The sequence below is a fragment of the Prevotella nigrescens genome (assembly GCF_031191185.1).
Classification (GTDB): domain Bacteria; phylum Bacteroidota; class Bacteroidia; order Bacteroidales; family Bacteroidaceae; genus Prevotella; species Prevotella nigrescens.
In genome coordinates this window covers 149,890-170,596 of record NZ_CP133465.1, presented here as the reverse complement: position 1 = coordinate 170,596, position 20,707 = coordinate 149,890, and the positions used below count along the sequence as shown (strand labels likewise).

Below are 20,707 nucleotides of genomic sequence, written 5' to 3'. Positions count from 1 at the left end.
CAAAATCTGCTTGTATCTGACAGTTCCTCTTTCACGGTTTTATCCTTTTATGAAACAAATAGGCAATACATTCGTCGAGCATTTTAGAACCTAATAGTTTCATGACAATGAAGTAGGCTGCAACTGCCAAGATTATTCGTGTCAATAAGAGAATTATAAGATTTTGAATACCGCTTGTAGCAAAATAAACTGCGATTATAATTGCTGCAGAAATAACCATATAAGGTGTAATGTCACACAAAACATCGTATAAGCGAAGGGAGATTTCGCGATATGCAAAATATTGCCAAACAAACAGCCAGAGTACTGTGGCTACTGTATAAGCGCTCACCATGAACACCATTCCCTTGCTATGGCACAACAAAACAAGCAATAACTGAACTGCAATAAGCGAAGTTGTTACCCATAAATATACATCAGATTTGCCACGGCTTATCATCAAATTCTGATATAATGTGTAGAAAGGCAGAAAAGCGCCACTGATGCAAAGTATGCGAAGCAGCGGAATACTATCTGCCCACTTGTTGGATATGAGGACAATTATAAATTCGTGTGCAACCATGCTCAAACCAAACATGGCTGGGAAGGCTAAGAAGGCGGTGAAACGTAGCATCTTCCTGAAAACGACTGCTTGTCGTTCTGTTTCCGACTTCACTTCTGCCAATACAGGTTGTGCCACTTGCGATGTAGTTCCCGATACCATTGTACTTGCCATCGTGTCCCATTTGAATGCTTGCGAGAAGTTTCCAACAGCATTTGCCGTGTAAAGGCGTCCGAAAATGAATGTAAGTAAGTTTTGGCTCACTATGTTTACAACAGTAGTAATTAAGATTTTGTAGCTGAAAGAGAACATTCTGCGTATTGGAGCAAAACTTATTTTCAAGGAAGGTCGCCAAGGGATTATAAAAAAACGCCCTAAACTTGTAAGCGTTATATATAGAACCTGCTGCCAAGCCAAGCTCCAGTAACCATAATTCTGCAGTGCCAACACGATGCCGACAATGCCCGAAACTACCAAAGACGATACACGCAAGATAGTTGTTTCCTTTACCATAATGTTCTTGAACAGATATGCCGTTGGTGCAGTACCAATGGCAGAGAAAAGCAAAGAAACAAATAGGAAACGAGAAAGATTTACGAGTTCTGCATGGTGGAAGAAGTCAGCAATTAGCGGAGCGCAAAAGAAAAGCACCAGATACGAGCACCAACTTACAATAGTGCTGAACCAAAACACCGAATTATAGTCGTTGTCCGTAGGATTTTCTATATTTGCGATAGCAGAAGTAAAGCCACTTTCTTGTAAGGCTCCTGCAACAGCAGTAAAAACAGCAAGCATTCCCATTAGACCGTAATCGGCATTGGAAAGCAAACGAGCCAACAAAATACCAATAAGCACATTCAAAATCTGCATTGTACCGTTGTTCAATGCTCCCCAGAAGAGTCCTTTTGCCGTTTTTTCTTTTAAAGTTTGTTCTGCCATCTTATTATAATTTCCGTTCAACAGTGTGCTTGTTTGTATAGCTTGTCAGCATCTTCCGATAGTTTTTATATTCTATTATAAAACATTTTTATATCATTTTCAATACATTCAGGAACCAATCCTTTTATAGTTTCTCCATTTTTTATGTGTTGCCGGATATCTGTGCTGCTTATATTGACAAGAGGAATGTTCAGCAAGGTTACATTTTCAGTCGAAAATAAATTGCAATTTCCTGCAGTTTCACTGCTCTTTCTCGGATAAACGGCAATGCGATAGTTTTCTAAAATATCCTTTGCGTGATACCATTTGTCGAACGCTTGCCAATTGTCTCCACCTATCAGAAGAATAAATTCATTGGTAGGAAAATCAGAAGAAAGTCGTTGTAAGGTGTCCCAAGTATACGAAGGCTTTGGTAAACTAAACTCGTAGTTGCAAGCAATCATATTCTTTTTATCTTCCAAAGCTTTCTTCACTAATTGCAAGCGCAGTGTATCGTCTAATAACTTGCTGTTTATTTTAAAAGGATTTTGCGGCGAAACCATAAACCAAACCTCGTCTAAGCCAAGTTCCTTTAAGAATACTTCAGCCAGTTTTATGTGTCCGTTATGAATAGGATTAAACGAACCGCCGTATATTCCAACCTTCATTGCACCTTACGACTCTATGAATTGTTTTATAATTTTATAGGTTTCATGCTTCGCTTTCTCCAAATCGTCGTTCACAATAATATAGTCGAATTTATCGGCAAATGTCAATTCGTGTTCAGCTTTTGCCATTCTGTATTCTATAGCCTCTGCCGAATCGGTCTGTCTTTCCTCCAAACGTCTGCGAAGTTCGTCGATAGAAGGTGGTTGAATAAACAAGCTTAATGCTTTTTCACCATAAAACTGTTTTATGTTGCAGCCGCCTTTCACATCAACATCGAAGATTATGTTTTGTCCTTTAGCCATTTGCGTATTTACCTGACTCTTCAAGGTACCATAAAAACGGTCGGTATAAACTTCTTCGTACTCCAAAAATTCATTATCGTTTATCTTCTTTTTAAAAGCTTCGGGGCTGAGAAAGATATATTCTACTCCATCTTTCTCTGTACCGCGTGGCTGCCGTGTTGTACAACTTATAGAGAAAGCTAATTTAAGTTCGGGGTGTTCTTTCATTAACCATTGCACAATGGTGCTTTTACCAGCTCCAGATGGGGCTGAGAAAATTATTAGTTTACCTTGCATTTGTAGTTTCTTTACAGTGCATTCAGCACTTGTTCTTTTATTTGTTCCAGCTCATCTTTCATCTTAACCACGATATTCTGCATTTCGGCTTGGTTACTTTTCGAGCCAGTTGTATTTATTTCGCGTCCCATTTCCTGTGCAATGAAACCCAATTTCTTTCCAACTCCGTGTCCTTTTTCTTCCATTGTTTCACGGAAATAGTTCAGATGGTTCGCTAAACGTTGCTTCTCTTCGTTTATGTCTAATTTTTCTATATAGTAAATTAGTTCTTGTTCCAAGCGATTTCTGTCGTAATCTACTTTTGCAACCTGCTCCAATCCCTCTATAATTTTTTCTTTTATCTTTGGAACTCGGCTTTCTTCATAAGGTTCTATGCTTTTTAAAAGCGCTTCTATGTTATTAATCTTTTCGTGGAACTTACGTTCAAGTGCAGTTCCTTCCTGTTTACGGAAGTCTATAAGGTTTTCTACTGCATTATTGATAGCTTGTTTTGTAACTTCCCATTCTTCTTCGTCGAGTATTTCAATCTCGGTTTTTGTTGTAACATCGGGTAAGTGCAGCAATGTAGGAAACCATTCTGCAGGTTCCGGAATGCCTATTTCTGCTGCTATGTTCTTTATTTGTTGATAGTAGTTCTTTACCAATTGCGCATTAATAGGTGTTGCGTCTAATACAGCATCTTTCTCTATCCAAAGCGAGAAATCTACTTTGCCGCGTTCCAACAAACTGGCAAGAGTTTGCCTTATCTCCATTTCCTTTTCTCTATATAAAGGAGCAATACGAGTTGAAAGATCGAAGTTCTTGCTGTTTAGCGACTTTATTTCAACGTTTATTTTCTTTTCCTTGTAGGTTACGACAGCTTTGCCGTAGCCTGTCATTGATAGTATCATAGTCCTTACATTTTATTATTGCAAAAGTACGAAAAAGAGATGAAAGCACCAAATGGGCATTAAATCCTTTTAGAAAGTTACTTAATGGAGCACAGTGTCATAGTTCTAAACATGTTTATAACCACTGTTGCCATAAATAAAAATCTTGTAAATCGGTGAGCATGTGAAAGAATAATCCTATTCCAATGGGGCGAAACCACCACGGTAATTTTAGTCTTTCGTAGGGCAACACACACAAAAGTGCGTAGATACCTACCATAAAATAAGAGTGAAGGGGGTGAAAACCTACGCTGCAACGGTACGGATTAAACATAGGTGTAGCCAATAAGTGGTCCATATCTACAAGCATTGTCGCCAACATAATCCAAAATGCCTTCATTCTATGCTCGCGTTTAAAGAATTGTGCAAACAATAAAGGTGCGAGAAAATGAAGTCCATAGTGTACAAAAGCTCTTGATAATGCGATTGACATTGCTTGTTTAAAATCGTTAGAGAGGTGCAAATATAGCATTTTTCTTTATAATTCACATTGTTTTATCGAAAAGATTGAAGTCTCTTTATTCTTTTTTTATGTTTCGGAAAATGTGTTTCCACGTTATGATAATGCCTGAACAACTTTGGGATTATGTGTTTAACACGATGTAGGTGCCAAGTTAGAGTGGACTAAAACAGTGTTGATACAGCTCTTCAAAGTGGTAATAAACTTGTTTATTCGGGCAATATAATCTGCTGTAATCTAACTTTTATGCCATTCTTTGAGTCTTCTTTCCGTTGTTTCGCCGAAAACTCTTATCTTTGTAATACGAAAAAAGTAGAATGAGAGTATTAATTGTAAATACAAGTGAACGGACGGGCGGAGCTGCAGTAGCTGCAAATCGTTTAAAAGATGCACTGAATAAAAGTGGAATAGATGCATCTATGCTTGTTCGGGACAAGTTGAGTGACGATAAAACGGTATTTGCTATAAAGAACAACTGGCGCACACGATGGAACAAATTGTGGGAAAGATGGTGCATATTTTGTCATTTGCGATTTTCAAAGCGAAATCTTTTTGCGATTGATATAGCCAATACAGGAACTGATATAACGCAATTGCCAGAATTTAAGAATGCCGATGTCATTCATTTAGCATGGATAAATCAAGGTTTTATATCGCTCAACAATATAGAAAAAGTACTGAAGGCAGGCAAGCCCCTTGTGTGGACAATGCACGATATATGGCCTGCCACCGCCATTTGCCATATAACATTGGACTGCAGGAAGTTTGAAACGCACTGCGAAAAATGCCGTTTGCTGCCCTTTCCTTTCGGTTGTGACCTTGCAAAAAGGACGTGGCGACGTAAGGAACAAATAAAAGGACATTCACATATTATATATATAGCATGCAGTAAATGGCTGCAAAATGAAGCAAAAAAGAGTGCATTAATAGGCAAGAATATCATTGAAAGTATTCCGAACCCAATAGATTCCAATATCTTTTGCAGGACTAATAAAAACGAAGCACGTAAAAAATTAGGCTTGCCTGCCGATAAACGTCTGATACTTTTCGCATCGCAACGCGTTACAAACCATAATAAAGGTATGGGTTATTTAGTTGATGCATGCCAGAAAATGGTGAGACAACACCCTGAAACATTAACAAATACAGCCGTGATTGTACTCGGTGGGCATGCCGAAGAATTGTGTAACGACTTCGAGTTGCCGATGTTTCCATTAGGATACGTGGCTGATACACAACAAATAGTAGATGTCTACAATGCTGTTGACGTGTTTGTAACTCCATCTTTATCAGATAATCTCCCCAATACCATCATGGAAGCAATGGCTTGCGGTATCCCTTGCGTAGGCTTTGAAGTGGGAGGAATACCTGAAATGATAGATCATAAACGCAATGGATATATCGTTGAACAGAAAGATTCTGCCGATTTGGCTAATGGTATCTATTGGGTGCTGAACATTGCCGACTACGATAAACTTTCTGCAGACGCCATTAAAAAAGTCAAGGAAAACTATTCACAAGCGCGTGTAGCAGCACAATACATCGATATTTACAAGAAAGCGCTTGCCAATTCAAACAACAAACAAATATGATAACATTCTCTGTAGTAACCATAACCTATAATGCTGCCGATGTATTAAAGCCTACACTCGATAGCGTATTACGACAAAGCTTTCCCACAATAGAACATATTATCGTGGACGGAGCATCAACCGATAACACTTTGGCAATTGCAGACGCTTATAAAGAGCTTTCGGATAGTGCGGAAAATGGGCATGTTGTTCGTATAAAAAGCGAGCCGGACAAAGGGCTTTATGATGCTATGAATAAAGGATTGGCACGTGCAAATGGCGATTATGTGGTGTTTTTGAATGCTGGCGACCGCTTTCCCGCTGCCGATACAATAGAAAAAGTAGCATTGGCAGCCGAGGTTGGCGATGGCGAAAGGCGTCCTGCCGTCGTATATGGAGATACCGATATTGTAGACGAAAAAGGGAACTTCTTATATCATCGCAGGCTGCAACCGCCCGAAAAGCTGTCTTGGCGTTCGTTCCGCGATGGTATGTTGGTATGCCATCAAGCCTTTTATGCCCGATTGGACATTGCCAAAAAGATTCCTTTCGATACACGTTTCCGTTATTCAGCCGACATTGATTGGTGCATAAAGATAATGCGTGAAGGCGAAAAAGAAGGGTTATTATTAAGAAATGTACATGCGGTAATTGCCAATTACTTAGAAGAAGGACAGACTACAAAGCATCATCGGACTTCGCTGTACGAACGGTTTCAAGTTATGTGTAGGCACTATGGCATACTCCCGACCCTTGCAAAACACGCTTGGTTTGTGGTCAGGCTGTTCGTAAAAAAGTAATATTATAGGGCTGTCTACGTTATTTCTATAAATTAAACTCACAGAATGATATGAAGATAAAGACTATCTATACTCTGCTGCTGCTCCTTCTTATAGGATTTGGCACACGTGTTAGTGCACAGACAAATGCCGTTTTAAACTATCCTGTGCCTGCCAAGAAACGGGTTTCTACACAGAAGCAGAACCAACAAAACACAGGAAAGGATACAAAAAACCGCACTTACAATTCTGCCGACAACAATATCAATACGGCTGATACTACATTGTACAGGAAGAAAACTTCGGAAGAGAAAATAAAGCAAGGTCTCAGCACCATAGGCGACGGCATGGAACAGTTTATGGAACGAGAGTCCGCTGCCATCGGAAGAATTGCCGGCAAGGCAGAAAAGAATGGAAAGAAGTTCTTAAGAAAAGTAAGCGAGGCTGGTAAAAAGTTTGGAGATAATGTTGGAAAAGCACTCAATAAAGCAAGCGATGCAGTTTCCGAACATCAGATAAATAAGAATAAACAATAGCATTTTATACTTTCCTTTGGCAATATTGTATATTTTAAGTACTTTTGTACAGTAGATGTAACTTTGCTTTCGCATACGTTTTTTATTCTGAAATGCGCTTATGAACTCACAGAAAAATAAGAAACCTACGTACACCAAGCCCGTTGCTGTTTGTGCGGGAATACTTTTTGGAGGCTCGCTATTGCTGTCGATACTTATGGCAACACGCGACATGGCGCCACCACGCAAGTACGAAGTAGACATGTCGGGCACGGTGATAGGTATCGATACTACGTCGAAAATACCTGTATTGACCAGAGAAGAAGCGAAGGAGGTTGAAGTAAAAGAGAACAAAAAGGTAGATTATGTAGAAACAGAAGATGCAAACAATGGTGTAAAAGGCATACCGGAGCCGGAACCTATCGATGTTTCGTCTACACCACCGCCCGCTACTAAAGAGGAAACGAACGACAATGGCGCGGCGCCTTCCGATGTAAAAGAACCTAAGATAGAGCCTATAGAATAGGGAAAACAAGCATTTTTACTTTGAAAATGCTTAAACTCGCTTAAAATAACATAAAGCTTTCTTACTTTTGTGGGTATCTGCTTTTAAATGAATACCTTTGTACAATAAGCAGGTGCAATAAGTCTGCGTCCGTTATATGCGGATAAAACGAATGTCATAAGTATAAATTAAAAAACTATAGCAATATGAAAAAGAACCTTTTAGTATTAACCTTGTGTGCAGGTGCACTGTTGATGACAGGTTGCGCCAGCAAGAAAGATTTGCAAAACTGCCAATCGGAGAATCAAAGACTATCGAGTGAGTATCAGAACGCAAAGGAAACGATTGCAGCAAACAATGCCCGGATAAAGAGCTTGGAAGACCAATTGGCACAAGCAAAGGCAAGTGCAGCAGCCTTGCAGAGTAGTCTTGACCAGAGTTTGAACAATGCCAATTCAAACAATATCAATATTTCGAAGTTGGTAGACCAAATCAATGAGAGTAACCAATATATCCGACACCTTGTAGAAGTGAAGACTAAGAGCGACTCGCTCAACCTCGTTCTCACCAACAACCTTACACGCAGCCTCAGCAAGGAGGAACTTAAAGAGGTTGATGTTCAGGTGTTGAAGGGTGTTGTATATATATCTTTGGCAGACAATATGCTCTATAAGAGTGGTTCGTACGAAGTAAACGACCGTGCAGAACAGACCCTTAGCAAGATTGCAAAAATTATTACCGACTACAGAGACTACGATGTACTGATTGAAGGTAATACCGACAACGTTCCAGTAAACGCACAAAGTGCACAGATGAAGAACATTCGTAACAACTGGGACCTCTCTTGTTTGCGTGCATCATCGGTTGCACAGTACTTGCAATCTCACTTCGGTGTAGACCCAAAGCGCCTGACTGCAGGTGGACGTGGCGAGTTCAATCCTATTGCAACCAACAATACGGAACTTGGAAAGCAGCGCAACCGCCGTACACAAATTATCATTACGCCTAAGCTCGACCAGTTTATGGACCTCATTGGTAAGGCTCCCGAGTCTGCAGAGAAATAAAAAGAAAGTAGGCAATGCAGGCAAATATGCTGGCGAAACAGCCTGTTATCCATTGAATTAAATTGCTGTCAGCATAGCGGAATAAGGTCTTCGAATGCATGGAACCTGCGTTCGAAGACCTTTTTTATTGCCGTTCCCATGGAAGTTATATACCCAATGGACGACAATCAACATGTAAACATTTTTCTCCCACTATGTGTTTGTATAACCATCTGTATGTCTGCGTATTGCGAACACGCCTGTTTCGCAATGCAAAACAGTGGTTTTTGCAGGGTGAAAGGGTGGTTTTTGCGTTATAAAACAGTGGGTTTTGTAGTGCAAAAGGTGTTTTCCTGATCTTTAGAGTTCCTGAGAAGATGAGTATTTACAAGCATTATGGCTTTGCAAAAGGGTGTTTTTTGCCATACTAGCATACGAACCTCCGAAATTCAGAATAAACTCTTTGTAGTCTTCGTTCATTGTTACACGAAGTATCTTTTTGGCATTTTCAATTTGCTTGTTGGTTGCAATGCTGCCCAATAATGTAGGATTTTCGTTAGAGAAGACACTCAATTTCTTTATAATGGTTTGCTTCATATATTTTATTCGTAATTCTTCAACTCGTTTTTTATGTCCTCGACAATCTCTTCCATCGTAACGTTCAGTCCATAACCATGGGGTACGGGGAAGACCAAAGCATTGCTAACGTTGTTTGCCTGCAACTTTTTCATGATTGTTTCAACGAATTTGTGTATATCAAAACTCCTATATGAGGTTGTTTGCATACCTTTTGTGTTTGTCGCATAGTGCGAAGCAAAGTCTTCAAATGGGAACAAAAGCACATACAGCTTACCATTCTTAGCCTCGTTCAGTACAATGCAGTCGTCTTCAAACAGCCCCCACACCTGCTCCCAATCGCATATTCGTTTTATGAAATAGCCATAACGCTCCTCTGGGGAGAGTGCTGTTACAGCTTCAATTTCCTGTTTAGATACTTTCATAGTTTCTTTCGTTTAATACAAATCATGGCATATTGAAGTAATGTTCTCTGACGTCTGCATCATTGGAGTCTGCACATTTGACTTTCAAATCCATTGGCAAGTCGTTCCGAAGACTGATTGCTACCTTGCAAGCCTTGTCCCCTTGCTCATAAATCAAGCGCATCAATCTTTCGTCTAAACCGTTCTTTTCTGCCATTTCCGACAGAATGCTATAGGCTAAGTCGTTTGATGGCTTCTTCAATAATTCAGTAACGATAAGTTCAAAGTCTGGTATTTGAATGTCAAGGCACAGAGATATATTTGCCGAAGCGTCCCATACGTTGCTCAATTCCTCGAAGTTACAGAGTATTTTCTCCTTATTTATATATAGTATATCCATTTGAGAGAACTCTTATATGTTATTTCGATTACTTGAAATTCTTTTTTAGACCCAGCAACAGTTCGGCTGTTACCTTTTGGAAAGGTATATACTCTGTTACCAAGTACGACTTTTCGGGTATATCTCGTTCAGGTTCACGGCTGTCTATATAGCTTTCTCCGTACCGATGCAGCACAAACTCTTTCTTCGTAGCATCGTATCTGAATGTAGTAAAGGTATATACTCGGTCGGCTATGTCGCAATAAGAGTCTTCTATTGTGAAGTAACGACCTTTGACAGTGATACCGAGAAAACCGTCTAAGGGACAATTGTACCATATAGGAAAAGACTGGAAACGCGATATTTCCCTCTTTCCTTTCTTCAGTATAATATCAATCGGACCACACTGCGGAACATCTCCGCCACCTTTCCCGTTTTCTTTTGCAATTACATAGTAGTCTGCATTTTTCCCAAAGTACAATCTCTTTTGCTCTATTATCTTGCCTTTAGTCGAAGCAGAAGAGATGTTATACAGGACTGTCAATACTAAAAGGATAACTAATCTTTTCATTGTTATATTTATATAAAGCAAGGCAAGCACCTCTTTATTTCTGTTATTTGTAGGCGATGGTGCGTCTTTTCATCTTTCGATGCAAGGCTATGTAGTTTGCATGCAACTTTTTAGCATCGTCGTAATAGCCACATGCCGATTGTACATTCGTCAGAATTCGGCTCATTACTTGAAGTGTTTCCTTAGATTAAGCAACAAATCAGTTGTTACTTTACTAAAAGGAATATACTCTTTCACTAAGTATGAGTTGTCGGGTATGTCCTTTTCGGGGTCTCCCCTGTATATGTAGCTTTCGCCATAACGGTGCAATACAAACTCTTTTCTCTTTGTATCGTAGCGAAATGTGGTATAAGTCAGTACGAAATAGAACCCTGCACAGTACGTATCTTCTACTGTAAAGTAGCGTCCTTTAACCTTTATGTCGTGAAATCCGTCGGCTGGACAGTTATCGCCTATGGCAAATGTATTAAAGCGCGATACCTCTTTGCCGTTCTTCAGCAATATAATGGCAACAGGACCAACTATGGTAGTGTCGCTTTCTTGGTCTTCGACGGCTCCCACTTCTATCGTGTACACTTCACCTTTTCCGAAGTTCATCTTGCATTGAGGAGAATATTCGGTCTGTGCTAAGGCTGGTAAGGCATTGCAAAAGATAGCTAATAATGATAGAAGAACTAATTTTCTCATTTCTCGTTGTATTTCTATTTGTTTACTGATGATATTTCTCTTTCTGCATTTCTACAGTAAAACAGTGGTAGGCATTCCTCTTCCGTCTTACTTCTTCGTATTCGAATGCGACGTATTTATATTGTTAGTATTTGTTTCTATTCCCATTATATTAACAATGAGAATACACAAATAGTGATTGCAAATGTACGAAATATTATTTGAAAGAAGTCTATCTTGACATCAAAAAACTAATGGTCTAAGCTTAAAGCATATAGATATGCAGCAGTAAGAAAAGTATTTGAGAAGATAAAACGAATGTTTTCGTAAAGTTAAACAAGCAATATCAAACTTGTTCGAGCATACTATTGCAAGAAAATACACTTTTTACAAGATAATTGGAGCTTTTTGATTGAAACTCGTTGATTTATATCAATATTTAGCTTTTTTAGGGAAAACAAACGCTAAAACATTTGCAGTAATTCCAAAAACTGTGTATCTTTGCAGTGTCAAAAGGTTAATAGATTGTTTAGGTTAGTAGTAATAGATTTAGGTTTTTAGTTATTTTTTAAAGGTAAAAGTTTAACAGATTGTAGTAAGGGATATCAGGAGACCGTGAGGCTTCCTCTATTCATAGACTATAACAATTGAGTTAAACAACATAAATACGGAAGCTCGTTGAGAGTTTCCGTATTTGTTTTATATGCGTTTGTATTCTTTTCAGGTTCTTCGGAAAGACATTACTTCGTCTTGCTCGTCTCAAATGAAGTTTGACGGTCTTTGTTTTACTTAACCAGAATGGCAGTTAATTTTTCTAACTATCCTAAAAAAGGAAGTTATTTTCTTGTACTTTCCTCGATTAAAGTGTATCTTTGCAAAAGAAAATCTTATTAATAAGAGGTGCGTTGATGGCATTTAGCAACCTCTATGATACACACCTAATTACATAAAACGAATATGATTCTATTTTTCTTGGCTTCTTACGATACAGTAATTGCTACTGAAATCGACCATAATCCAACAAAGGAAGAGGTCGAAAAGTTGAGTTGGCTTTATGGCGACGCAAAGGTAATGAACGATAAAGAACTGTCGGGCTACTATCTTGGACCACGTCGCGAAATGATTACTCCTTGGAGTACAAATGCTGTTGAAATCACCCAAAATATGGGTATCAGTGGCATTTCTCGTATAGAAGAATATTTCCCTTCGCAGTCGATGGAAGCAAATCCGGACAGAATGATATTCCGTAACTACGATGGATTGAACCAAGACATCTTCACCGTGGATATTCAGCCAGCAGAAATACAGTTCGTTGACAATCTTGAGAAGTTCAACGAGGAGGAAGGATTGGCACTGTCGCCAGAGGAAATAGAATATTTACATAAGGTAGAGAAGCAGAACAACCGCCCACTGACCGACTCTGAGGTGTTTGGTTTTGCACAAATAAACTCGGAACACTGCCGCCACAAGATATTCGGTGGCGAATTCATCATCGACGGAAAGGTGATGGAAAGCAGTCTTTTCAACCTTATAAAGAAAACAACAAAGGAAAATCCAGGCAAGATTCTGTCTGCTTACAAAGACAATGTAGCCTTTGCAGAAGGCCCCGAAATAGAACAGTTCGCTCCGAAAAACCAAAGCACGTCCGACTTCTTCCGTGTGAAGAACATTGAGAGCGTTATCTCGCTGAAGGCTGAAACCCACAATTTCCCTACTACCGTAGAACCTTTCAACGGTGCTGCAACAGGCACAGGTGGCGAAATTCGCGACCGTATGGGCGGTGGTGTAGGCTCTTGGCCTATTGCAGGAACTGCAGTTTATATGACGGCTTATCCACGCTTGCAAGACGAAAATGGAAAGACGCCCGCCTTGCGTGACTGGGAAGACATTCTGCCAGTGCGCGAATGGCTCTATCAGACGCCTCAACAGATACTTACGAAAGCCTCTAACGGTGCAAGCGACTTTGGCAACAAGTTCGGACAACCGCTGATTGCAGGTTCTGTCTTGACTTTCGAGCACCAAGAAAACGGCGAAAAATATGCTTACGACAAGGTGGTTATGCTTGCTGGCGGTGTAGGTTACGGTGCGAAGCGCGACTGTTTGAAGAAAACGCCACAACCAGGAAACAAAGTCGTTGTTGTAGGTGGCGACAACTACCGCATCGGACTTGGTGGCGGTTCGGTGTCATCGGTAGATACTGGACGCTATTCAAGCGGAATCGAGTTGAATGCTATACAGCGTGCCAATCCCGAAATGCAGAAGCGCGCCTACAATCTTGTTCGTGCGTTGGTGGAAGAAGACGAAAACCCTGTTGTTTCTATTCACGACCACGGTTCGGCAGGACATTTGAACTGTTTGAGCGAGTTGGTAGAAGATTGTGGCGGCAGAATAGACATGGATAAGCTGCCTATCGGCGATAAAACGCTGAGTGCAAAGGAAATCATCGCCAACGAATCGCAAGAACGTATGGGCTTGCTGATAGACGAGAAGTATCTCGACCACGTGCGTCGCATCGCCGAACGCGAACGTGCACCGATGTATGTGGTAGGCGAAACAACGGGCGATGCGCACTTCTCGTTCGTTCAGAAAGATGGTGTAAAACCATTCGACCTTGATGTTGCGCAAATGTTCGGGCACTCACCGAAGACCGTAATGAAAGACGAAACGGTGGAACGCAAATATGCCAATGTTACTTACGACATTGCAAAGATTGATGATTACGTTGCACGTGTGTTGCAATTAGAAGCCGTAGCTTGCAAGGATTGGCTTACAAACAAAGCAGACCGATCGGTTACTGGACGTGTAGCACGCCAACAATGCCAAGGACAAGTGCAGTTGCCACTGTCTGATTGTGGTGTGGTAGCACTCGACTACCGTGGTTACAAGGGCATTGCCACCGCTATCGGACACGCTCCGCAAGCAGGCTTGGCATCGCCGGAAGCAGGCTCGGTGCTCTCTGTGGCTGAGTCGCTGACCAATATTGTATGGGCTCCGCTTGCCAACGGAATGGACAGCATCAGTCTTTCAGCAAACTGGATGTGGCCCTGCCGTGCTCAAAAGGGAGAAGACGCACGCCTTTACAATGCAGTGAAAGCCTTGTCGGATTTCTGCTGCGCCATTGGTGTGAACGTACCAACGGGTAAGGATTCGCTGTCGCTTACACAGCAATATCCTAACGGCGAGAAGATTGTTTCGCCGGGAACAGTCATCGTTTCAAGCGGTGCAGAGGTGAGCAACGTGCGCCAAGTGGTTTCGCCAGTATTGGTAAACGACAAGAATACACGCCTTTATCACATTGATTTCAGCTTCGACGAGCAGCGTCTGGGCGGTTCTGCCTTTGCACAAAGCCTGGGCAAGGTTGGTTCTGACGTTCCTACCGTGAAGGAGCCTCGCTACTTTTGCGATTGCTTCGATGCCATTCAAGAGATGATTCGCCGCGGTTGGATTCTTGCAGGACACGATATTTCGGCTGGTGGTATGATTACAACGCTGCTCGAAATGACTTTTGCAAATCCTGAAGGTGGTCTGAACATCAACTTGCACGATATGCAAGGCGACGACATTGTGCGCAAGTTGTTTGCCGAAAATCCAGGTGTCATCATTCAAGTTGCCAACGAACACAACGACGAAGTAAGGGCTTTCTTGGAAGACAATTGCATTGGTTTCGCACGCATTGGCTATCCAAACACCAAAAGCCGTACGCTTAGCATTGCCGATGGAAGTTGGAAACATGACTTCGACATCGATGCTTTGCGTGAAGCTTGGTACGAAACATCTTACTTGTTAGACCGTAAGCAGACTGCAAATGGGTTAGCCGAGAAACGACACGATAACTATAAGAAGCAACCAATAGAGATGAAGTTCAACGAAAGCTTCACAGGCAAGTTGCAGCAGTACGGTTTAAATCCAAATAGATGGAAGGACAACGACACAACAACGCATCTGACACGCCACAAACCAAAGGCTGCCATCATTCGGGAAAAAGGAACTAATGGCGACCGCGAAATGGCTTACAGCCTCTATCTTGCAGGTTTTGAGGTGAAAGATGTTATGATGACCGACCTCATTTCGGGTCGCGAGACACTTGAAGAAGTAAATATGATAGTGTTCTGCGGTGGGTTCTCCAACTCCGATGTGCTCGGTTCAGCAAAGGGTTGGGCAGGTGCTTTCCTCTATAATCCAAAGGCAAAACAAGCACTCGACAACTTCTATGCACGCGAAGACACTCTTTCTTTAGGCATCTGCAATGGCTGTCAGCTGATGGTAGAACTCAATCTTATCAATCCTGAACACAAGAATCGTGCCCGATTAGTACACAATGACAGCCATAAGTTCGAGAGTGCTTTCCTCGGATTAAGCATTCCTAAGAACGAAAGCGTTATGTTAGGGTCGCTTAGTGGCAGCAAACTTGGCATCTGGGTGGCACATGGAGAAGGCAAGTTTATGCTTCCTGAACCTGAAGATCGTTATAATATTGTTGCGAAATACAACTATGCGCAGTATCCGGGCAACCCGAACGGCTCCAATTACAATGTAGCTGGTATCTGCTCTGACGATGGTAGACACCTCGCAATGATGCCTCACCTCGAACGTTCTGTATTCCCTTGGCAACAAGCGTGGTACCCAATAGACCGTCGCAACGACGAAGTTACTCCGTGGATAGAGGCATTTGTCAATGCGCGCCGATGGGTTGAGGAACGAATAAAATAGCAATGTCAGACAACAAGAACAAAGAACTAAACAATGCAAGCCTGTCTTCTTCTGCCTCAAACGGAAGAGGCGGGCTTGCCATTTATTGGAATGCCTTCAAGACATTCTTCAAGATTGGTGCGTTCACACTGGGCGGCGGCTACGCCATGATTTCTATTATAGAGAACGAAGTGGTGGATAAGCAGAGGTGGATAGGCAAGGAAGAGTTCATCGACCTTATTGCGATTGCACAGAGTTGTCCCGGCGTGTTTGCAGTAAACATAAGTATTTTCATCGGATACAAGCTCCGAAAGACACCGGGAGCACTGTGCACGAGTCTGGGAACAGCGTTGCCATCGTTCCTTATCATTCTTTTCATCGCACTTTTCTTCCACCAGTTCATGGACATAGCGTGGGTGGCAGCCATGTTTCGTGGCATTCGCCCTGCCGTCGTCGCGCTCATTGCCGTGCCAACATTCACGCTTGCGAAAAACGCAAAGATTAATCTGGCGAACTGCTGGATACCGATTGTTACCGCATTGCTGATTGCCTACTTGGGCGTAAATCCCATCTACGTGCTCATCGCAGCGGCTGCAGGCGGATATTTGTATGGTAAATTCATTGTTCCAACCGAATAGACATGATTTTTCTGCAACTCTTTTACACTTTCTTCATTATTGGACTGTTTGGTTTCGGTGGCGGTTACGGAATGCTTTCGCTTATCCAGACCGAGACGGTGATACGCCACCACTGGCTGTCTTCAGCAGAATTTACCAACATCGTGGCTATTTCGCAGATGACACCTGGTCCTATTGGCATAAATTCGGCTACCTATTGCGGCTACACGGCAGTGCACAATGCAGGCTTTACAGGCGGAATGGCAGTGTTAGGCAGTGTTACAGCCACAGTTGCATTGGTGCTGCCTTCGCTCATTCTGATGCTTCTCATCAGCAAGATGTTCCTGAAATATATGAAGACGCCCTTGGTTCAATCTGTCTTTATGGGGCTTCGTCCTGTGGTGGTTGGTCTGCTGGCTGCTGCAACCTTGTTGCTCTGCAATGCCGAAAACTTCTCGTCGCCCAATATAAACTTATGGCAATTCTGCATAAGTCTTGCCTTATTTATTACCACCTTTGTTGGCACGATGTGGCTGAAGATAAACCCTATCCGCATGATTTGCTATGCAGCAGTTGCCGGACTGCTGCTGCTTTATTAGCTTGTTCGGCATATAAAACAAACATCCTCGTTTTCCCTGTACCCGGCGCATACAAGAAGCGAGTGAAGTGTACGAACTTTCTGAACGGTGCGCTATACTTTTTAAACTATAAATACACATACTATGGACTATTCATTAAACAAACGCAAAATGGCAATCGGTGCCAAGAAAGGCTCAATGATGTATGTAGCCAGCCCTGTTTGCCAAAAGCAACGTGTAAGTTTCGACAAACTTTGTGAGATTATGGCGGAAGATTCTACCGTAGGACAAGCTGACATTGCAGCCGTTTTCTACAAATTCCGCACAGTGTTGAACCGTCTTTGCTCGCAGGGAAGCATCGTGGACGCAGGACCGCTCGGCTCCTTCCGCCCCACATTCACCTCGAAAGCCGTGGAGAAGGAAGAGGACTTCAAGCCGTCTACACACATCACGAAGACGCAGGTTCTGTTTACGCCAAGTCCCGATTTCCGGACACTGCACGGAGTAGAGTTCTTCAAAGTGCCTGCACAGCCGAAAACGAAGGGCAAGAAGAAGCCTGAAGGTGGTGGGGAAGAGCACCCATAATTGCTAAAGATTATATTAAACAACAAGATTGTGCATTTTAATTATTATAGTTTATGACAAAAATATTTCGCTTGAAATCAATAGTTATTTTGTTTGCATTGATACTGTTTCAATCAATGGATGCTGAGGCGCAGTGCAAGTTTCACGTTGATTTAGACTACCATTATTATTTCGGATTGACTGAAAAAGTAAGTATAAATCGGCATACAGACACTCGGAGTGATTATAAAATGGGTGGAAACTCGCTGACCTTAGCAGCACGCTACGATGTACACCCTAAAGTTTCAGTGGGAGCAGGCTTTGGTCTTTCAAGATATACTCAAGGATATGTCAATACGCTTCCTATCTATGTAACGTTAAGGTATAAGCCCATCGAAAAGATGAAAGATGCTTATGTATTTACAGACTTGGGATATGGTATAGACAGCGAGGAAGATGATTTCACGCCGGGCGTATTGTTCAATCTTGGTGTAGGATATACAAAGATGTTTGCAAAGCATTTCGGTGTAAACTTTCAGTTGGGCTACAACCTGAAGCAGTTTAAATACACGCATTCGAATATACCCAACTTGGAAGCAACGCGTCATTCTGTGATATTTGGTCTTGGTCTTACGTTTTAAGTAGCTGAGAAAATCAGAAAATAATATGGAAGAGCCCTGTCGGAAAGTCTGACAGGGCTCTTTGATGTATGTAGCTAAACGCAAGGTAATGTTGTTTTTAAGACTTTTAAGTTTGTGATTTAGTAGGCTTTAATTCTGTACATAAATCCAATCTCAATGCGATTCGTGTTGTAATCCTTCAATCCTGAAGCCTTGCTGTAGTCGTATTTGCGGCCAATGTATGCCAAGAAGATGCGGAAGTCCTGACTTTTTACAGGGTAGTACTCTATGCTACCCATATAGGCGTAGCTCTTGCGATAGTCCTTCATCTGCTCTATCTTTGTTACACTTGCTGTTTCGTACATACCTTTCAGCATTAAGTTCCATTGAGGAGCAAACTGCCAGTTCATCTTTGTGATGAATGAGTTGTAGTGAACGTCGCTGAAATACGATTCTCCTGTATGTGCAGGCACTGCCGTTGCTTCGCTTGATGCAATCTTCAAACGGTCTAAACCGTCGAATGCGCCCATATAGTCGAAGTACCATTGCATTCTCGGAAGGTTTAGCTGCTGACCTAAAACCAACATGCGAGAGTATTTGTGCTCAGCCTGCGTCTGTATTCCCCAAGACCAACGTGTGAGCAACTTGTTGTCGCAGAAGCTTCCGTTCCAGTTGGCAATGTAGGTGAGCGGATTTCTTGAAGCCTTTAATTGGCGGACTCCGTTCTTCTCCAACGATACGGGGTTGCTTCCATACTCTGTTGCAAATTTGTTGTTGTGGGCATCGCTCACCTCAAAGGCAAGCTCTTGTGTGGGTACTGGCTTGTAGCTGAGTACCACACCCGCCATGAAGTTGTCCATATTGTCTACCATATCGGAGTATTGGTAGATGTACATTGGATTTTCGTCGAACTCGAAACCGCCCCAAATCTGGCACATCTTACCTGCTTCAATCTTCAGTTTGTCGTTGAACTTGTATCCAACCATCATGATGTCGGTAGCCTTGGCGAAGTTGTCTTCGCTCTGTGCGCCGTTCGCCTTGTTCAAACGGTGGCGCAAACGGTAGTAAAGCTTGTCGGTCAGGTTACCTTTTATTTCGATGCGCAACTGCTTGTTGGCAAACCTTGTGCCCCAATCCTTGTTTGCATCTTGTGAAATCTGACCCGAAGCAGCGTAGTTGAAATAAACGTTGAACATGTCGTTGTGCTTCTTCAGCTTCGCAACTTCTTCAGAAAGCGATTTGAAATCGCCGTCTCCGGCACCATAGCTGTGGTTGTCTTGTGCCATTCCGCTTGTTGCAATTGCCAACAATGCGCTTAAAAGTATCGTCTTTTTCATAATTCTTTGTCTTTATGTTGTGAGTGGGAAAAGTGGTTTTCTCTCAATGTTACTATCGTAAAGGGGCGATATTTCCTTCTCGCTCCTTTACGATTTTATGCACGGCGATTAGTATTCAGCGAAGTATTGCTGAATCTTCTGCCAATCCTTCGTCTTTGTCAAGGCAAGCATCAGAAGCACGCGAGCCTTTTGCGGGTTAAGGTTCAAAGATGCAATGAAGTGGTATTTCGCATCGTCTACCTCGCCGTTAAGGTTGGTAGGACCGAACGGAACACGGCTTGCACGTACGACATTGATGCCATTGCCGACAGCTTTCAGAGCAACATCGAACACATCTTTATAGAAGTTGCCGTCGCCCACACCTGCCAAAACAATGCCGTCGTACTTGGCATCTACGAAAGCTTGCATCGGAAGTGGCGAACAGTTGGCATAGCCGTAAACGATTCCCACCTTTGGAAGTGCGGTCAAGTTCTTTACATCGAACTCTGATTGAAGTCCTTGCTTCGCCATTGGCTTGTGCAAATAAACAGGTTTGCCATTGTAAACATAACCCATTTCGCCGTAAATACCGCCTTTGAAAGTTGCGCAGTCTGTGGTATGGGTCTTCAATACAGATTTGGCTTCAAACAGTTCGTTGTTCATACAAACCATTACACCCTGTCCTTTTGAAGATGGGTCGGCTACGGCGCAGATACCATTGTAGAGGTTAGCAGGACCGTCTGCACTGATAGCAGTAGAAGGGCGCATAGAACCCACCAATACAACAGGCTTGTCAGAGTGAACCGTCAACGAAAGGAAGTAAGCTGTTTCTTCCATTGTGTCGGTACCGTGAGTAACCAATACGCCGTCGTAACCCTCTTCGTTCAACAGCTGATTGATACGTTTTGCCAACTTCAACCACACTGCGTCGTTCATATCTTGGCTGCCGATGTTTACAATCTGCTCGCCCGAAACGTTTGCAACGTCCTTTATCTGAGGCACGGCGTCTATCAAAGTCTGAACGCCAACTTGTCCTGCGCCATACGCAGAGCTTGTTGCCGATGCAGAAACACCTGCGATTGTGCCACCTGTTGCCAAAATACGAATCTTAGGTTTCTGTGCTAATACCACTGAAGACACCAACAGTGTCAATACCAATAGAACTGAAATCTTAAATCTTCTCATAATAAATTGAATTTTAATAAGTTGTTAATGTTTA

General features: G+C 42.2%; 23 protein-coding genes. 10 read left to right on the top strand and 13 right to left on the bottom strand.

Annotation, left to right across the window (positions count from 1 at the left end; genetic code table 11):
- Positions 1–31: 31 nt before the first annotated feature.
- The 5 genes from RDV52_RS02825 to RDV52_RS02805 form a co-directional block, all read right to left on the bottom strand.
- Complete coding sequence (locus RDV52_RS02825; protein WP_004367209.1) at positions 32–1,480, bottom strand: lipopolysaccharide biosynthesis protein; 1,449 nt, start codon at positions 1,478–1,480, stop codon at positions 32–34.
- Positions 1,481–1,545: 65 nt separating this feature from the next.
- Positions 1,546–2,127, bottom strand: coding sequence for a nicotinate (nicotinamide) nucleotide adenylyltransferase (gene nadD, locus RDV52_RS02820; RefSeq protein WP_115098587.1), 582 nt, complete (start codon positions 2,125–2,127; stop codon positions 1,546–1,548).
- A 6-nt stretch (positions 2,128–2,133) separates the two neighbouring features.
- A complete protein-coding gene (gene gmk / locus RDV52_RS02815) occupies positions 2,134–2,706 on the bottom strand; it encodes a guanylate kinase (protein ID WP_004363708.1) in 573 nt (190 codons plus the stop codon).
- Between the two features lie 11 nt (positions 2,707–2,717).
- A complete protein-coding gene (locus RDV52_RS02810) occupies positions 2,718–3,596 on the bottom strand; it encodes a YicC/YloC family endoribonuclease (protein ID WP_004363710.1) in 879 nt (292 codons plus the stop codon).
- Between the two features lie 115 nt (positions 3,597–3,711).
- Positions 3,712–4,107, bottom strand: coding sequence for a DUF6122 family protein (locus tag RDV52_RS02805; RefSeq protein WP_004367211.1), 396 nt, complete (start codon positions 4,105–4,107; stop codon positions 3,712–3,714).
- Positions 4,108–4,412: 305 nt separating this feature from the next.
- Between RDV52_RS02805 and RDV52_RS02800 the strand changes: the two genes are divergently transcribed.
- The 5 genes from RDV52_RS02800 to RDV52_RS02780 all read left to right on the top strand — a co-directional run bounded on the left by RDV52_RS02800 (position 4,413) and on the right by RDV52_RS02780 (position 8,529).
- Positions 4,413–5,687 carry a glycosyltransferase family 4 protein gene (locus RDV52_RS02800; RefSeq protein ID WP_004367212.1) on the top strand — a complete coding sequence of 425 codons (1,275 nt, stop codon included), beginning with the start codon at positions 4,413–4,415 and terminating at the stop codon, positions 5,685–5,687.
- On the top strand, positions 5,684–6,466 hold the full coding sequence (locus RDV52_RS02795; RefSeq protein WP_004367214.1) for a glycosyltransferase family 2 protein: 783 nt from the start codon (positions 5,684–5,686) through the stop codon (positions 6,464–6,466). The genes RDV52_RS02800 and RDV52_RS02795 overlap by 4 nt, the downstream gene beginning before the upstream one ends.
- Positions 6,467–6,516: 50 nt before the next feature.
- Complete coding sequence (locus tag RDV52_RS02790; RefSeq protein ID WP_004367218.1) at positions 6,517–6,981, top strand: hypothetical protein; 465 nt, start codon at positions 6,517–6,519, stop codon at positions 6,979–6,981.
- A gap of 100 nt (positions 6,982–7,081) precedes the next feature.
- Positions 7,082–7,486, top strand: a complete 405-nt coding sequence (locus tag RDV52_RS02785) for a hypothetical protein (RefSeq protein ID WP_004367220.1) — start codon at positions 7,082–7,084, stop codon at positions 7,484–7,486.
- A gap of 185 nt (positions 7,487–7,671) precedes the next feature.
- Positions 7,672–8,529: an OmpA/MotB family protein gene (locus tag RDV52_RS02780; protein WP_004363718.1), complete on the top strand. Its 858-nt coding sequence runs from the start codon at positions 7,672–7,674 to the stop codon at positions 8,527–8,529.
- A 339-nt stretch (positions 8,530–8,868) separates the two neighbouring features.
- On the opposite strand, the gene RDV52_RS02775 is transcribed toward RDV52_RS02780, so the two are convergent.
- From RDV52_RS02775 to RDV52_RS02750, 6 genes are read right to left on the bottom strand one after another with little or no spacing between them, the layout of a single operon-like run.
- A complete protein-coding gene (locus tag RDV52_RS02775) occupies positions 8,869–9,105 on the bottom strand; it encodes an SMI1/KNR4 family protein (RefSeq protein ID WP_004367222.1) in 237 nt (78 codons plus the stop codon).
- A gap of 5 nt (positions 9,106–9,110) precedes the next feature.
- Positions 9,111–9,509 carry a DUF2750 domain-containing protein gene (locus RDV52_RS02770; RefSeq protein WP_004367225.1) on the bottom strand — a complete coding sequence of 133 codons (399 nt, stop codon included), beginning with the start codon at positions 9,507–9,509 and terminating at the stop codon, positions 9,111–9,113.
- Between the two features lie 22 nt (positions 9,510–9,531).
- Positions 9,532–9,888 (bottom strand): hypothetical protein, encoded by a 357-nt coding sequence (locus tag RDV52_RS02765; protein WP_004367227.1) that lies wholly within the window; start codon positions 9,886–9,888, stop codon positions 9,532–9,534.
- A gap of 28 nt (positions 9,889–9,916) precedes the next feature.
- Positions 9,917–10,438 carry a hypothetical protein gene (locus RDV52_RS02760; RefSeq protein ID WP_004367229.1) on the bottom strand — a complete coding sequence of 174 codons (522 nt, stop codon included), beginning with the start codon at positions 10,436–10,438 and terminating at the stop codon, positions 9,917–9,919.
- A gap of 43 nt (positions 10,439–10,481) precedes the next feature.
- On the bottom strand, positions 10,482–10,604 hold the full coding sequence (locus RDV52_RS02755) for a hypothetical protein (protein WP_004367232.1): 123 nt from the start codon (positions 10,602–10,604) through the stop codon (positions 10,482–10,484).
- Positions 10,604–11,125, bottom strand: a complete 522-nt coding sequence (locus RDV52_RS02750) for a hypothetical protein (RefSeq protein WP_004363747.1) — start codon at positions 11,123–11,125, stop codon at positions 10,604–10,606. The genes RDV52_RS02755 and RDV52_RS02750 overlap by 1 nt, the downstream gene beginning before the upstream one ends.
- Before the next feature lie 936 nt (positions 11,126–12,061).
- Here RDV52_RS02750 and purL point away from each other — a divergent pair.
- The 5 genes from purL (at position 12,062) to RDV52_RS02725 (ending at position 18,193) form a co-directional block, all read left to right on the top strand.
- Positions 12,062–15,814: a phosphoribosylformylglycinamidine synthase gene (purL, locus tag RDV52_RS02745; protein ID WP_004367238.1), complete on the top strand. Its 3,753-nt coding sequence runs from the start codon at positions 12,062–12,064 to the stop codon at positions 15,812–15,814.
- Positions 15,815–15,816: 2 nt separating this feature from the next.
- A complete protein-coding gene (locus RDV52_RS02740) occupies positions 15,817–16,431 on the top strand; it encodes a chromate transporter (protein ID WP_004363745.1) in 615 nt (204 codons plus the stop codon).
- A 2-nt stretch (positions 16,432–16,433) separates the two neighbouring features.
- Positions 16,434–17,009 (top strand): chromate transporter, encoded by a 576-nt coding sequence (locus tag RDV52_RS02735; RefSeq protein WP_004363744.1) that lies wholly within the window; start codon positions 16,434–16,436, stop codon positions 17,007–17,009.
- 123 nt (positions 17,010–17,132) lie between these two features.
- Positions 17,133–17,573 carry an HU family DNA-binding protein gene (locus RDV52_RS02730; RefSeq protein ID WP_004363743.1) on the top strand — a complete coding sequence of 147 codons (441 nt, stop codon included), beginning with the start codon at positions 17,133–17,135 and terminating at the stop codon, positions 17,571–17,573.
- Positions 17,574–17,626: 53 nt separating this feature from the next.
- Positions 17,627–18,193 (top strand): porin family protein, encoded by a 567-nt coding sequence (locus RDV52_RS02725; RefSeq protein ID WP_004367241.1) that lies wholly within the window; start codon positions 17,627–17,629, stop codon positions 18,191–18,193.
- A 119-nt stretch (positions 18,194–18,312) separates the two neighbouring features.
- Here the strand turns inward: RDV52_RS02725 and RDV52_RS02720 are convergent, their stop codons facing one another.
- Together RDV52_RS02720 and ansB are read right to left on the bottom strand one after the other, a co-directional pair.
- The gene (locus tag RDV52_RS02720; protein ID WP_004363739.1) at positions 18,313–19,509 is read right to left on the bottom strand and encodes a porin; all 1,197 of its coding nucleotides are present in this window, start codon (positions 19,507–19,509) and stop codon (positions 18,313–18,315) included.
- Between the two features lie 108 nt (positions 19,510–19,617).
- Entirely contained in the window at positions 19,618–20,673 is a 1,056-nt protein-coding gene (gene ansB / locus RDV52_RS02715; protein ID WP_004363738.1) for an L-asparaginase 2, read from the bottom strand.
- Positions 20,674–20,707 lie beyond the last annotated feature (34 nt).

What these genes read in the sequence shown, in the direction of transcription:
- RDV52_RS02810 (WP_004363710.1), bottom strand. Translation starts at nt 3,596, where the DNA reads ATGATACTATCAATGACAGGCTACGGCAAAGCTGTCGTAACCTACAAG.
- RDV52_RS02765 (WP_004367227.1), bottom strand. Translation starts at nt 9,888, where the DNA reads ATGGATATACTATATATAAATAAGGAGAAAATACTCTGTAACTTCGAG.
- RDV52_RS02760 (WP_004367229.1), bottom strand. Translation starts at nt 10,438, where the DNA reads ATGAAAAGATTAGTTATCCTTTTAGTATTGACAGTCCTGTATAACATC.
- RDV52_RS02735 (WP_004363744.1), top strand. Translation starts at nt 16,434, where the DNA reads ATGATTTTTCTGCAACTCTTTTACACTTTCTTCATTATTGGACTGTTT.
- nadD (WP_115098587.1), bottom strand. Translation starts at nt 2,127, where the DNA reads ATGAAGGTTGGAATATACGGCGGTTCGTTTAATCCTATTCATAACGGA.
- RDV52_RS02725 (WP_004367241.1), top strand. Translation starts at nt 17,627, where the DNA reads ATGACAAAAATATTTCGCTTGAAATCAATAGTTATTTTGTTTGCATTG.
- RDV52_RS02780 (WP_004363718.1), top strand. Translation starts at nt 7,672, where the DNA reads ATGAAAAAGAACCTTTTAGTATTAACCTTGTGTGCAGGTGCACTGTTG.
- RDV52_RS02720 (WP_004363739.1), bottom strand. Translation starts at nt 19,509, where the DNA reads ATGAAAAAGACGATACTTTTAAGCGCATTGTTGGCAATTGCAACAAGC.
- RDV52_RS02800 (WP_004367212.1), top strand. Translation starts at nt 4,413, where the DNA reads ATGAGAGTATTAATTGTAAATACAAGTGAACGGACGGGCGGAGCTGCA.
- RDV52_RS02770 (WP_004367225.1), bottom strand. Translation starts at nt 9,509, where the DNA reads ATGAAAGTATCTAAACAGGAAATTGAAGCTGTAACAGCACTCTCCCCA.
- RDV52_RS02755 (WP_004367232.1), bottom strand. Translation starts at nt 10,604, where the DNA reads ATGAGCCGAATTCTGACGAATGTACAATCGGCATGTGGCTATTACGAC.
- RDV52_RS02730 (WP_004363743.1), top strand. Translation starts at nt 17,133, where the DNA reads ATGGACTATTCATTAAACAAACGCAAAATGGCAATCGGTGCCAAGAAA.
- RDV52_RS02805 (WP_004367211.1), bottom strand. Translation starts at nt 4,107, where the DNA reads ATGCTATATTTGCACCTCTCTAACGATTTTAAACAAGCAATGTCAATC.
- gmk (WP_004363708.1), bottom strand. Translation starts at nt 2,706, where the DNA reads ATGCAAGGTAAACTAATAATTTTCTCAGCCCCATCTGGAGCTGGTAAA.
- RDV52_RS02775 (WP_004367222.1), bottom strand. Translation starts at nt 9,105, where the DNA reads ATGAAGCAAACCATTATAAAGAAATTGAGTGTCTTCTCTAACGAAAAT.
- RDV52_RS02790 (WP_004367218.1), top strand. Translation starts at nt 6,517, where the DNA reads ATGAAGATAAAGACTATCTATACTCTGCTGCTGCTCCTTCTTATAGGA.
- purL (WP_004367238.1), top strand. Translation starts at nt 12,062, where the DNA reads ATGATTCTATTTTTCTTGGCTTCTTACGATACAGTAATTGCTACTGAA.
- ansB (WP_004363738.1), bottom strand. Translation starts at nt 20,673, where the DNA reads ATGAGAAGATTTAAGATTTCAGTTCTATTGGTATTGACACTGTTGGTG.
- RDV52_RS02750 (WP_004363747.1), bottom strand. Translation starts at nt 11,125, where the DNA reads ATGAGAAAATTAGTTCTTCTATCATTATTAGCTATCTTTTGCAATGCC.
- RDV52_RS02825 (WP_004367209.1), bottom strand. Translation starts at nt 1,480, where the DNA reads ATGGCAGAACAAACTTTAAAAGAAAAAACGGCAAAAGGACTCTTCTGG.
- RDV52_RS02795 (WP_004367214.1), top strand. Translation starts at nt 5,684, where the DNA reads ATGATAACATTCTCTGTAGTAACCATAACCTATAATGCTGCCGATGTA.
- RDV52_RS02740 (WP_004363745.1), top strand. Translation starts at nt 15,817, where the DNA reads ATGTCAGACAACAAGAACAAAGAACTAAACAATGCAAGCCTGTCTTCT.
- RDV52_RS02785 (WP_004367220.1), top strand. Translation starts at nt 7,082, where the DNA reads ATGAACTCACAGAAAAATAAGAAACCTACGTACACCAAGCCCGTTGCT.